9 protein-coding genes are annotated in these 12,771 nt (G+C 43.6%); 3 read left to right on the top strand and 6 right to left on the bottom strand.

Annotated features, from left to right (window positions below):
• Nucleotides 1–38: 38 nt before the first annotated feature.
• A complete protein-coding gene (locus tag LEP1GSC060_RS12350; RefSeq protein ID WP_003004710.1) occupies nucleotides 39–1,178 on the top strand; it encodes a vWA domain-containing protein in 1,140 nt (379 codons plus the stop codon).
• Between the two features lie 3 nt (nucleotides 1,179–1,181).
• On the opposite strand, the gene LEP1GSC060_RS12345 is transcribed toward LEP1GSC060_RS12350, so the two are convergent.
• The 5 genes from LEP1GSC060_RS12345 to LEP1GSC060_RS12325 form a co-directional block, all read right to left on the bottom strand.
• The gene (locus LEP1GSC060_RS12345) at nucleotides 1,182–2,900 is read right to left on the bottom strand and encodes a mucoidy inhibitor MuiA family protein (protein WP_003004878.1); all 1,719 of its coding nucleotides are present in this window, start codon (nucleotides 2,898–2,900) and stop codon (nucleotides 1,182–1,184) included.
• 1 nt (nucleotide 2,901) lies between these two features.
• Nucleotides 2,902–5,010 carry a DUF4139 domain-containing protein gene (locus LEP1GSC060_RS12340; RefSeq protein ID WP_003004554.1) on the bottom strand — a complete coding sequence of 703 codons (2,109 nt, stop codon included), beginning with the start codon at nucleotides 5,008–5,010 and terminating at the stop codon, nucleotides 2,902–2,904.
• A gap of 307 nt (nucleotides 5,011–5,317) precedes the next feature.
• On the bottom strand, nucleotides 5,318–7,174 hold the full coding sequence (locus LEP1GSC060_RS12335) for a chloride channel protein (protein WP_003004847.1): 1,857 nt from the start codon (nucleotides 7,172–7,174) through the stop codon (nucleotides 5,318–5,320).
• Nucleotides 7,175–7,318: 144 nt separating this feature from the next.
• Nucleotides 7,319–8,095 carry a hypothetical protein gene (locus tag LEP1GSC060_RS12330; RefSeq protein ID WP_003004371.1) on the bottom strand — a complete coding sequence of 259 codons (777 nt, stop codon included), beginning with the start codon at nucleotides 8,093–8,095 and terminating at the stop codon, nucleotides 7,319–7,321.
• Nucleotides 8,092–9,006, bottom strand: coding sequence for a CPBP family intramembrane glutamic endopeptidase (locus tag LEP1GSC060_RS12325; RefSeq protein ID WP_036096288.1), 915 nt, complete (start codon nucleotides 9,004–9,006; stop codon nucleotides 8,092–8,094). Before LEP1GSC060_RS12325 ends, LEP1GSC060_RS12330 begins: the two co-directional genes overlap by 4 nt.
• A gap of 62 nt (nucleotides 9,007–9,068) precedes the next feature.
• On the opposite strand from LEP1GSC060_RS12325, the gene LEP1GSC060_RS12320 reads away from it, so the two are divergent.
• On the top strand, nucleotides 9,069–9,989 hold the full coding sequence (locus LEP1GSC060_RS12320; protein ID WP_036096285.1) for a LysM peptidoglycan-binding domain-containing M23 family metallopeptidase: 921 nt from the start codon (nucleotides 9,069–9,071) through the stop codon (nucleotides 9,987–9,989).
• Nucleotides 9,982–11,061, top strand: coding sequence for an SMP-30/gluconolactonase/LRE family protein (locus tag LEP1GSC060_RS12315; protein WP_003004535.1), 1,080 nt, complete (start codon nucleotides 9,982–9,984; stop codon nucleotides 11,059–11,061). The genes LEP1GSC060_RS12320 and LEP1GSC060_RS12315 overlap by 8 nt, the downstream gene beginning before the upstream one ends.
• 11 nt (nucleotides 11,062–11,072) lie before the next feature.
• Here LEP1GSC060_RS12315 and LEP1GSC060_RS12310 read toward each other — a convergent pair whose 3' ends face one another.
• Nucleotides 11,073–12,758, bottom strand: coding sequence for an NADPH-dependent assimilatory sulfite reductase hemoprotein subunit (locus LEP1GSC060_RS12310; RefSeq protein WP_003004923.1), 1,686 nt, complete (start codon nucleotides 12,756–12,758; stop codon nucleotides 11,073–11,075).
• Nucleotides 12,759–12,771 lie beyond the last annotated feature (13 nt).

Genomic DNA, 12,771 nt, shown 5'->3' with positions numbered 1-12,771 from the left:
CTACAATTTTCCCGCGAAAACCCGATACAATTCTTAACATGCAATTTTTTTCAAAACACGTTTTCGATTCGTTTACTTTGGCAAATTCTAAAATTAAAAGTTTCTTTTGCCTTAGACCTATAAAAAAGATCCTATGCCTTGTGTATTTACGAAAGGCCGTAAGCCTTGGACTGACTTTGTTTCTCTTACTAACGGAAACGAACTTCGCTTCGGACAACCAAGAACGGTCCAAATTGTTCATCATAGACGCTTCCGGGTCGATGAACGAATATCTTGGAATTTATCAAAAAATTCATTTGGCAAAAAAACACGTTAGTCGCCACATCTCCGCGCTTCCCGTAGAAACAGACATAGGATTTATTGCGTACGGCAATCGGGTAGCGGGTTGTTCCTCTTCCCGTTTGTATCAACCGTTGGAAAAGGGAAATCGCGACACATTCAAAAAGCGTCTATTCGGTTTAACACCTTCGGGTGCAACTCCTCTTGCGGAATCGATTCGAATCGCGGGAACTTTGATTTTGCAGCGGAAAAAAGAAACCGAAATCATCTTAGTCACGGACGGAGTGGAAAGTTGTTACGGGGATCCGAAAAAAGAACTACAAGCCTTAAAAGAAAAAGGGATTCCCTTTCAGTTTCATATCCTCGGGTTGGGTTTAAAAGCGGATAAAGAACAACAGATGAAAATTCTCGCGGAAGAAGGGAACGGAAAGTATTTCGGAATCGAAGACGATTCTTCCTTTTATACGGCTCTCGATTCCCTTAAAAATCAAACCGTTACGGTCGTCAAAGAACCTCAAAAAAATTCCGCTCCAACGCCTAACGACGATTTTGTGGTATGGTTTGAAAGAATTCATAGAAACCAAGAATCCGATTCCCAAGGAACTGACTTTTATACGATCGACTTCGGTTTTAAAACTCGAGGGAACCTTAAAAATTGTGTCGTGTTCAATCTAAAACACAAAGGAGATTCTTCCAATCGAAGTTTAGGACCGAAAAGAATCTCCTCTCCCGAAAGTTTGATCTTGAGTAAAAGTTCCTGTTTTGACGTTTCCGAAAGTAAAGGAACGATCACGATCGAAATTCCGAAACAAACTTCGATTACGGGTGTTTTGGAGCTCTGGGATATGACCGGAGTTCCGTCCCCTCTCGGAATTTCAAATGAGGAAGAACTCCGTTAGACGTCACAGGTTCAAGTCGAATTCGGCGGGAAAGCTGATCTTGTATTTGAGTTTGATTTCCTGTTTTTGATTCGGCCTTAGATCCAACTTCCATTCTAAAATTCCGGAATCTTTTCTTACTTCCGAATATCCCGAAGTGGTGCCGGAATCGACGGAAACTTTTACACTTTCCACTCCGGAAACCGGAATCGATTCTTGAAACGAAATCGTTCTGGATTCCTTTCCGAAGTTTTCAAGTTCCACTCGAATCGACTTTTCAATGACTTTGGTTCCGGATAAAATCCCTTCCTTGGTTTGATTGGATTCTTTTCTGTAAATTGCGCGAATCTCATTTTCGGAACCGAAAGAGATCTCCGCTTTCTCTCCGGGACTTATATAACCGAAACTTGATGTTCCCACCATACCCGCTTGGCGAAACACCGCCGCTTCTCCGGGTAGAATTGGAAATCCGGAAACGTTTTTAAAACTCCCTTTAATGAGCGGATAACGTTTCAAAGCGGGAACATACAAAGCCGTAAATGCGGCGTCCGTCGTGAACGAAACCAAGGATAACTTTTTGGATTCCTTGCGGGAAAGAAGTGTGACCGGTTTGGAATAACGGAATAAAAATCCGCTCCCCGATTCTTCGCTACTTCCGGTCGTCGGATCGATTTCCGCTTCGGGAGATTCCGTTTCCGGCGTTACATTCGATTCTCCCGCAACACTTTGACTTTGAACGGCGACAATCCCGTCTTTGTTCGTCTGTTTTTTTTGATCGAATAACCTTTGACTGGAAAGACGGGGCCTTCTCCCGCTTACGTCGGGACTGGAAGTGGATAATAAAAGATTAATATTGTTCCAATCCTCTCCGCTTTCCTGATTGATCTCGGCGAGATATTCAAGTTCGATTTTTTCTCTTCCTTCCATACGAACCGAGTAAAAAGGTTTCCAAGAAACCCTTCCCGACTGATACGTAAGACTCAATTTCGTCTCCTTTTTTTCGGCTCCGGTAAAACTTACGAGAATCTTAGTCATTCTGGAAGATTTTTCGGATAAGGAAAGTATAACGTTCAGTTTATCCCTTAACTCGGAAAGTTTTTTCCGAAGATCCTTGACGGAGCGACCGACTTCCTGATTGGAACTCAAGGCGGCTTGAATGGCTTGTCGGTTTCCGGAAAGAGTTTGAAACCATTTTTTGGAATCGGCCTCGTTCTTTTTGTAGAACAGATTTTTGGAAATCATTTCCGTCAGTTTCAACCTCGTATCCGCGAGAATTTTTCTCAAGTTCCTTAGATTGGAATCCTTTCCCTCGTAACTTTCGATTTCCTTTTCCAAAACGCGGATTTTCTTTTGTAACTCCAAAGCCTCTTCGTTGTGAATGATGGCTCCCGTTTCGATCCAAGTACTGGAACCGACTACGGAAGCTCCGGACGCTTCCACCGATGCGACCAAGGACTCGTCTTGAAGTGCGACCGGCAAGTTCCGAATCAAAAGTTCGTTGATTCCCGGTTCCAAGTCGATCTTACCGTTTCTTAAAACCCCCGCCGAAGACTCGTATAACGTTACGTCCTGCACTTTCAATTCCACTTCTCTTGCATTCAAAGAGAAGGTCGTAAAAATCGATAACCAAAAAAATAGCAGAGGCGATCGCAACCTAAAGCCTAAATTTTTTCTTCCGAATCGGAACGTTTTTTGAAACATAAAATTATAAAATTCGAATATTCTATATTTTAAATGATTCATATCAGTATCCCCCCGGACCCGGAGTTCGGATCAGTCGATTTTCCGTAGGATGACTTACGGAATATTCAAATTCTATAATTTTCTTTCCTCCGGAAGGAAGTTCCATCCTATAAGTCAAAATTCCTTCTTCGTTTTTAAAAGGGGGATCTTTCCCGAATTCGAATTTAATTTCCACGCTGTCGTCCACCGTATACGGAACACGGTCGATCAACGTCAGGACCGCGTTTCTTTTTTTGCGGTTTTTGACTTCGATACTTACCTTATACTTGATCTTTGTACGGGAAGAAATCACTCCTTCCTTTTGTTCAAAAGAAGTTTCTCTTCGACTTACAAGAATATCCCGATCCAAACCGAGTTCCATCCGAATCATTTCCCCCGGTTTACTCGTACCGAGAACCGTATTCCCCAAAAGAGTATTCCCGGAAAAAACTTCCATCGGTCCCGCAAGTAAAGGTTCTCCTTCCGAATTGGAAGCATCCACGGTCAGATACGCTCCCGAGCCGGAAAGGGGAGAAGTGAAATAACCCGGAGTTAAAGAAAGGGACTTCTTCTTTAAAAAAACCTTATTGAAAGATCGATCGGACGGAATCGTCTCCGAAATTCCGGAGACGTATTGATAATCGAATCCCTCCAAAGGAGAAGGAGGAATCAAACCGCCCGGAACTTTTTGGGAAGAAAGAATCAGACTTCCTTTGCGAATAAGTTCTTCCGTATACGTTTCGATCGAATTCAATTCTTTACGAGAGAAGTCCGAAAGTTTAGAGAATTTTTTGAGAGCCTCTTGTCCGTAGTAGTTCGCCTGATCGTATTGACCGCCGTTGAAGTTATTCCGCTGGTTTGCCAAGTCCGTCTTGAGCTGATTGAGATTGTCTTCGGTTCTAAGAGAATTTGCACGATTGGAAAAATTCTCCTGAATGATCTGACGGGATTGTTCCATCGGAGCCGAAACGTTTTTACCGGAAGTTTTGTTTTGAGCATAACTTTCAGGCATCGAAGCCGCGCGTTTGCTTTTTTTTCGAGGCGCTTCTTCTTTCCTCTCTTCGTGGGCGACTACGGCGGAAGGAGCAACGTCTTGAATTTCATTCGAACTTTCCTCGTTCTCACTGTAAGCTTGTTTGGAATCTTCCACCGAAGTTTGAGTTTGAATTCTCCATTCTCTTAGGATCGGAAGATCGATGTTCAGATCGGGATTAGAGGCCGTGAAAAAAAGTTTCACCTTTTCCCAATCTTCGCCCGTATCGTTTCGAACGAGCGCAAACCAACTCAAATCGCCGCTTCTCGATTCGTCCGCAAGTTGAAGAGAATATCTCGGAAACCAACTCGCGCCGGAAATCAAATATTTATATTCGATCGACGTTTCCGTATCTTCCGATGTTTCGATCTCAAGATGAACTTCTTTTTTTTGTTTTGCTTCCAACCGGCCGAGATGATCCAAACGAGCGTCCACAACCAGACCTTCTTCTCTTACCTGATCCAAGGTTTCCAATTTTTTCCAGCGTATCAAAGACAACTGATTTAGATGTTCTTGATATTGTTTTTGAAATCCGGATAAAAATTCCGGATCGGCGATTTCCTCTTGAAGAGCGGGATCTTTTTTAATGACCGGAGAAATTTTAACGATCGTTTTTTCCTCTTCGATCAGTTCTTGAATTTCAGAACTCAAGAGTTCGATCTGATCGTTGAGAGTTTCCTTTCTTTTTAAAAGAGAAGCGATTTCCTTCGTTCTCGCTTTTCTTTCGACTCGGATTTTACCTCGAATTCCCCGAATCTTAATCTTCTTGGAAGAATCCGGAAAACGAACCGAGATCGTCCTCTCCGAAACTCGATCCGGAATTTCTCCGAGATAAATTTCAGAACTTCCGGCTTTAACCTTGGCTCGAAGATTTCTCGTAACATACGCAAAGCTGGAATAAAGAACCACGGATTGAATTCGGGAAGGGTCCGTTCTTTCAACGTTAGCTGCGATACGTTCGCCGGCGGGTCGCTCGTTCCCTTCTTCCGTTTCTTCGTCCTGACTTTTTACGGACGGAGCCGTTAAGATCAAAAAGATCAGAATCATATTTAGAAATAATTTTTTTCCAGCCTGTAACGGCGAGACGAATTGTCGCATACGGTTTAAATCTCCAAGGAAAAACGGGGTTTCTCATGACAAACTCGCAAGTGATTCGATTTTACTCATAAGTAATTTAACGTGAACTATGGGAGAAAGTTTGGGCGAATCCGGCCTTGAGAAGGCCGGGCCGTGCTTTCAACTTCAATCGCTTTCGCATTTGTTAAACCGAATTCACGTTAATTTATGGAATTCTTTTCCACAAAAAGAGACACCGATATTCCGATCGGGTCAACCGTTTTCCCCAACGGTTAAGCGGGTTTCAGAAGAATAAAGTCATCGAGTCCAAATGTATTTTCCGTACGAATCATGATGATTTTATATTTTTAGGAAATATATTTTCGAAATATATTTTCATAAGGTCCGCAAAACGAAGATATCCGATAAACCGATTTTCTTCGACGATCGCAATTTTATCCAAATCCCGATCGATCAAAATTTTCAAAAGAGTCGCCAACGAATCTTCCGGCTTTCCAAACGGAGCGGAAACATCGGTAACGTCCCCAACGGTGATCAAGTTGCCGATGACGTTTCTCGATTCGAGAGTATGTCTTGCTTTTCTAAGAGATAGAATCCCAAGATATCGGTTTTCCCGATCGAGAACCACGTAATCGCTGGCTTGAATGTTTAATGCCTCTTCCTCAAGTTCGGAAAGTAGAAGATGGTCCCGGGTTACGGCAATCGTACGCAATCGATTCTTCCAAGTTTTGACTTGGATCTCTTCCAGAAAGTCCCGATTCATATCCCAAAAATGTGCGGGAGATTGAAATCTCGTTTCCTTCTGCGCGCGATACAAACTCAATTTATGACTCAACACAAACGTTAAAATCGAAACGACCATCAAAGGAGGAAGCAACATATAACTTCCTATCATTTCACAGATCATAATCATCCCCGCGATCGGAGCGCTCGCAACACCCGCGTAAAAGGCGCCCATTCCCACCAAGATGAAAGATGTAACCGATAGGTCGGGATAAACAAAAACCTTGGCAAGAGTTCCGACTCCTCCGCCTAACATTCCGCCGATGAAAAGCGAAGGTCCGAACATTCCCGCCGAACCGCCCGTGCCGATCGTAAACGAAGTGGTGAGAATTTTCATTCCCGCTAAAATAAAAAATAACGCGGCCAACCAAATCCCTCTACTTTGAAACATGGATGAAAAAATTCCCTGCGTTCCAACGGGGTCTTTTCCATCCAGTGCAACTTGAAGGATCCCCGCTCCGGTTCCGATCGTCTCCGGTAAAAAAAGTCCGACAACTCCCACCACAAGACCGCCTAACGCAGGTTTTAAGATCGGAGAAATCCTAAGACGGGCCGAAAAACTCTGTACCTTTCTAAAAATCCGTATGAATAAATCCCCGGACAAAAAACAAAGAACACCCAGACCTAAATAAAAAATCAAATCGGTATATCTTAAAAACTCGGTGTCCGCAACTCGATACACTGTGTTAAATCCGTTCAAAGCGGAATACACCAGATAAGCGCCGACCGAAGAGATAATACAAGGAATCAAAGAATCGCTTTCGATATCTTCCCGATAAATCATCTCCACCGAAGTTAACGCGCCTCCCAACGGAGCGTGAAAGATGGCGCCCAATCCTCCCGCCGTTCCCGCAAGCAAAAGTGTCCGCCTCGCTCTGGCTCCGGCTTTCAAAAGTGTGGCGAGTAAGGATCCGAAACCCGCGCCGATCTGCGAGATCGGACCTTCCTTTCCTCCGCTCCCTCCGCTTGCAAGAGTGAAGATCGTCGCAACGGATTTCACAAGCGAAACGACCGGATTCATTCTTCCTTCTTGGTTGTGAAAAGAATCGATCATTGCGTCCGAACCCGTTCCTCCGGATTCGGGTGAAAAACGATTTACGATCCAACCCGTAAGAAGCCCTCCGATGATCGGAAGAAAAAATACGAGCCAAGGTCTGTATTCGTCGGAAAAAGGAATTCCCCAGTGTAAGGTGTCGCCGGAGTCGATGAGAAATTCTCCCGAAGCGTGCGGAAGGGAAAGTCCCGCAGCCCGATCCAAAAATAAGTACTCACATACGGCGAGAATTCTTGAAAAGAGAAAGGCTCCCAATCCGGAAACGATCCCGGTGAGAATGCAGTAAAAGTATAAGGATCTTCTTCCGCTGATTCGAAAAATCGGTTGTTTTAATTTTTCCGTTTTCATGGTCGCGTTGGTCGTTCTTAGAGAAATAAAAAATACCGATCTTATTTTCGAGATCGAAATCCTAAATTTCCGGAACAATCTCAAAAATCCGGCTTCGTCTCGAAACGCCGCTTTAAGACGTTATAATCTATTCTTAAGCAAATTCTAATATTTAAAAGTATAAGATAATTCGAATAAACGATTGTGGGTCGTTGTATCTTCCACCGCACCCGTCATCCGATACAATCTCGGAACCACAAGAGCGGCGATCACAACGCCGCCGTATTTGGATTCAAAAACGTTACCGCTCGGTCCTTCCTTACACAGAACATTGTCCATCATACTCTTTTTATGAATGTTGTTCATCGCAAAGTAATAAGCAAGTCCGCCGATCAGCAGATCCGAAAGAAGATAAAAAGAGACTCTCGTCAGCGTATCCGTGGAAGTATAAACCGGAGACTTGCGGGAATTATAAAACACGGATAACGCGGGAGAAATCAAATTCAATCCTTGGGATACGAGATGAGATTTTTTCTCCAACTTTTCGATCCTCTCATCCGGAATCGTTCCGGAAGCCGAGCCGATGCCCGCCGCGTCTTTCTTTTGCAGTTCTTCCTTAAGATAATTTCGAAACGCCTTTTCCATCCCGTATTTCGGAGCTTCGATTCTGATGATGCTGACGTTATCCCGTTTTGCGAATTCTCCCAAATAAATATCGAACGAATATCTGGAATACCAGGGATTCGTATAATGATATTTGAATCCTTTTGTCTTTTTGCTGAACTTTACGGAACCTTCCGCGAACTTGTTCAACGCGGCGGAAACTTTCATGTTATTGTTTTCGATATTTCCCTCGAACTCGATCACCTCGGACGCAAAAAGGGATTGGAACGTTAGGAGAAACGGGATCGAAATACGAATGAGTCTGTAAAATCGGCTCACTGAATTTCACCTCCTTTGATAAAAGCGATCAATAACATGATGGAATTGTAACTAACGTGTGCGGTGATGGAATACCAGATGTTTCCCGTTCTCAGATAAAAAAGCCCGAAAAACATTCCCACAAAACTAAGCAAGATCGGAACGCTGATCGAAGTCTGTCCGCTGTAATGAACTAAACCGAAAACTACGGAGGTAAAAATAAGACCCGGAATTTCCAATCCTCTTGCTTGAAATTGTTTCAAACAAAATCCCCGGAAAAAAACCTCCTCCACAATCCCCGTTATCAGACCGACGCTGTAAAGAGACCAGAGTAACAAAGATCGGTTCCCTTTCATTTCCTTAAAGAGGGTTTCTTGAAATTCGTTCGGAGTTTGTTTACCGAAAATCTTAGTCAGAAAAAAACCGAAGACGATCACAAATAGAAACACCAACGCTCCGAGTCCCACACCCGTAAACATGGTCTTGAGATTGAAAGGATCGCTGAGATTGGCGTATTCCGCCTTAAAAAATCGAACCAAAATGAGATAAGCGGGAAGAATAAAACAAAGAGCCCAGATCAATCGGTCCACGATCAAAAGCCAAGGTTTTTCCTTTACCATCACTTCGATATAACGCTGATGTATCCGCTTAGTATCGGTTTGAATTTCTTTCTGAAATTTTTCCGTAGTCTGTTTATAAATCTCCGCCCTTGTTTCTCCGTCCAAATACGGAAAATCGACGGGGAGTTCTTCGGAAATCAAAACGGTAAGAACGATCGAAGTAGCGATCAAAGGAAGAAAGACATACGTTCCAAGAATCAAAACGAGAAGCTGTTGAAAGGCGACGAAGACCGGCTCGAACGGTGGTCTCTTTTGCGGATTGCCGATGTTTTCTAAGGATTCCATTGGATCGGGAGTCTCGGTTACAAGCATTTCTGTCTCTTTTTTTGCGTCATTGTTTTTTTAGAATCAGCCGATTCTACACGTATAAGACCATGAAACGTTCTCATTCATATCCAATTGAAATCGTCTTAACACTCTTATCGGTTATTTTTTTTGAGAGTCCGATTGATTCCCGCCAAAAGACGGAACTTCTGAATAACTTGGATTACAACAATCAATCCGTAAAACGTCTGAGAGAAGACGTCAAAAACAACCTGAAAGTTTCCGTCTCCAATCTGGAAAGATCGGAACTTACTTCGCTTGAATTTTATAGATACGTCGTAAAAAAAGAAGACAACTTCTTCAAGATCATGGCTCGGACCGGAATGGACATCGATACCATTTCATCGGTCAATAGTCTTTCTTCCCCTTATGATATATATTCCGGAATGGAACTTTTGATTCCGAATATGCGCGGCGTTTACGACTCGGACGAAAGGGAGAATTCTTTTTCCGTTCGGAAAAAACTTTCCAAAAAATACAAACTCGCGGAGAAGTTCATCTCTTTTGACGAGAACAAAGGGCTTTGGTTCATCCCCGGCAAAGGACTTCCGAAAGAAGAAAGATCTTTTTTTTATGGAGTGGCTTTTTATCGTCCTTTGGGCGAAGAAGGAATTGTCTCTTCCCGTTTCGGAAAAAGAAAAGATCCGTTTACGAGAAAGGAAACCTTTCACGGCGGATTGGACATCGCCGCCGAGGAAGGAACTCCCGTTTATGCTTCCGCAGACGGAGAAGTTTCTTTTTCCGATCAAAAGGGAGGTTATGGAAATTTGATCGTCTTAGATCACAGACTCGGTTATGAAACTTTATACGGACATCTAAGTTCTATCTCCGTACGTCCGGGCGAAAAAGTCCGCAAGGGACAAAAGATCGGAGAAGTAGGTCAAACCGGAAGAGCTACCGGAAATCATTTACATTTTGAAGTCAGAAGATTCAATCAAAGGCAAAGACCGGTTTTTAGAGATCATGTTTAAAAAGATTTTTCTTTTTCTTTTCGTATTCATCCTCGTCTTTTCGTTATTCGTAACGTTTTTATTTTTGAGGGCGCATAAAAATACCGCGGAGTATTACCCCGATTCTCCCTTTGATCCGGGAAAAAATAATTTTCTTTTGGAATCGGAATGGATTCATAAGGAAAATCTAAAGCAACCTTACGGAATCGCAATCGATACCTCCGGTTTTGTTTATACCGGAACTGCGGATCATAAAATCGTACGCATTCGCACCAACGAAAAGATGGAAACGTTTGCGACCCTCGCAGGAAGACCGTTGGGAATGGTTTTCGATTCTTCCGGAAATCTTTTGGTTTGTGTGGAAGAAGTGGGAATCGTAGAAATCCGTAAGGACGGTTCTCAGAGAATTTTAATCTCGAAACTTCCGGACGGTTCTCCGCTTCGATTTCCTCACGGAATCGACGTAACCAAAAACGGAAAAATCTACTTCACGGTTTCCAGTAAATCACATTCCTTCAAGGATTCTTTTTTAGAGGAATTGACTTCGCAGCCGGACGGTATGATCTTAACGGCGGACAAGAATCCAGGCTCATTAGAAATTTTGAATGAAGGTTTATTCTATCCCGCGGGAATCGCGTTGTCTTTCAACGAACAATTTTTACTCGTATCGGAACCGTTTCGTCACAGGGTTTCTTCGGTTCCGTTATTCGGTTTAAAAAAAGGCGTCGAAAAATTCTTTCTTACGAACATACCCGGACTTCCGGCTTTGATTACCGGAAACTCCGGTTCCTTTTGGGTCGGAGTTCCGTACTTTAGAAACGAGGTTTTGGATAAGGCACAGGAATATCCCGAAATTAAAAACCTATTATCGGGGTTACCGAGTTTTCTTTTTGCCAGAAACACACCGAGAGGTTTGGTATTTGCGCTCAACGATTTCGGGGATATTACGGCGAATTATCAGGATCTTTCCGGTTCATCCATCACGGGTATTACGGCCGTCTTGAGCCACGGAGGAAATATTTATTTAGTTTCCTCGACTATCGGAAAAATCGCAAAGATGAAACCGGTAGTCGAAGAAGTTCAATTTTTCTAATATTCAAATCTTTACATGGACCCTAACGCTTCTCTGAATCTTTCGAGAGGAAATCTGTTTACAAAGTCCCCGAATTTCTCGTCGGAGTCCCCTTCTTTCTTCCAAAGCACAAAAGCTTTTTCCAATTGAACCGGGATATCCGCAAGAGCGACCTTTTTAGCGACGTAGTCCCCGACCTTGGTTCCTTCGGAATCCGCTCCGAAAAACAAGGCATATTTTCCTCCGGCTTGTTGACCTACGATCCCTATTTCCGCGGAATAAGGTCTTGCACATCCGTTCGGACATCCGGTCATACGAACCACGGGAGCCCGATCGGCGAGTCCGAGTTTATCCAAAACTTTTTGAATTCCATTCAGAACTTCGGGGAAAGTACGTTCGGATTCGGTCAACGCCAGCGCGCAAGTGGGCAGCGCGGGGCAAGCAAGCGCGCGATCAAAAAGAGGAGAAGGGCTTTTCCAAGTTACATTCAATTCTTCTAATCTTCTTTCGATTTTTTCGCGATCGGATTTTTGGATTCCGATAAGAAGCAAATCCTGATCCGCAGTGATCTGAACGTGTAATTTATAAGCGCCGATAATCTCTCTCAGAGCCGACTTCAAAGGTTTTCCGGGAAAGTCCTTGATTCTTCCGGCAAGAGTATGAAACCCGAGAGAAAGTGTTCCGTCTTCCCTTTCGTTCCATCCTAAATAAGAAGGCGTTTCCCAATTCGGAAGCGGCCTGTCTTGATCCAATTTTACGTTGGAACGCGATTCCACTTCGGATCTAAACCATTCCACTCCCTTATCCGCGAGAACGTATTTCAAACGAGCGTGTTTACGATTGGTCCTATCTCCGAAATCTCTGTGAGCGGTTACGATCGCCTCCGCTACGGGGATCAACGCGTTTTCGGGAATCCATCCCAAAAGACTTGCGGCGCGCGCAAAAGTTTCCGGTTTGTTGTGAGTCATTCCGAAACCGCCTCCCGCAAACACAAAGTAGCCGTCGATTTTATTTCCGTCTGCGGAAAAAGTCGCCGCAAATCCCATATCGTTTGCGTAAATATCCACTGTGTTATTGCCCGCAAGAGTAACGGCGATCTTGAACTTTCTAGGTAAATACGTTTTTCCGTAAATCGGTTCTTCTTCGTCCTTGTTAAGTTGTTTATCGCCTAACCAGACTTCTGCGTACGCGTTCGTCTTATATTTAAAATGATCGGATAAAACCTGAGAAACTCCGTCGAGCCACTGGAGTTCTTTTTTTCCGAGAGGATTTACCGCCTGAGTTACGTTACGCACAACGTCGCCGCAAGCTCCCATACTGGAAAGATTCACGTCGTGAATGGCTTTCATTACGTCGCGAAGATGAAAGATTCTTAATGTATGAAGTTGAACCGATTGTCTCGTTGTTAAACGGATTGCTCCGCCTCCGAATTTATCTCCTAAACCGTCCCAGACCAAGTATTGTTCGGAAGTAAGTCTTCCGCCGGGAATTCTTCCTCGAATCATAAAGCTGGTAGGAGCCTCGACGTCGTTTCCGTTTTCGTCTTTTTTGCGATCCCTGTCTTTTTGCTGGTAAAGTCCGTGAAACTTAAGCAGTTGTTTCTCGTCTTCTTCGTAGGAATCGACGTTTTGGTCTAAACCTTCGGCGATTTTACCTCTCAGATTTTTCGAGTTCAGTTTGGTTTCTTCGACGGGTGAGAGTTCTTTTGTTTCTGACATGATTTGGACCTTT

The sequence above is a fragment of the Leptospira weilii serovar Ranarum str. ICFT genome (assembly GCF_000332415.1).
Classification (GTDB): Bacteria; Spirochaetota; Leptospiria; order Leptospirales; family Leptospiraceae; genus Leptospira; species Leptospira weilii_A.
The sequence above is the reverse complement of the archived record's forward strand: the minus strand, read 5'-3'. Positions and strand labels throughout refer to the sequence as shown.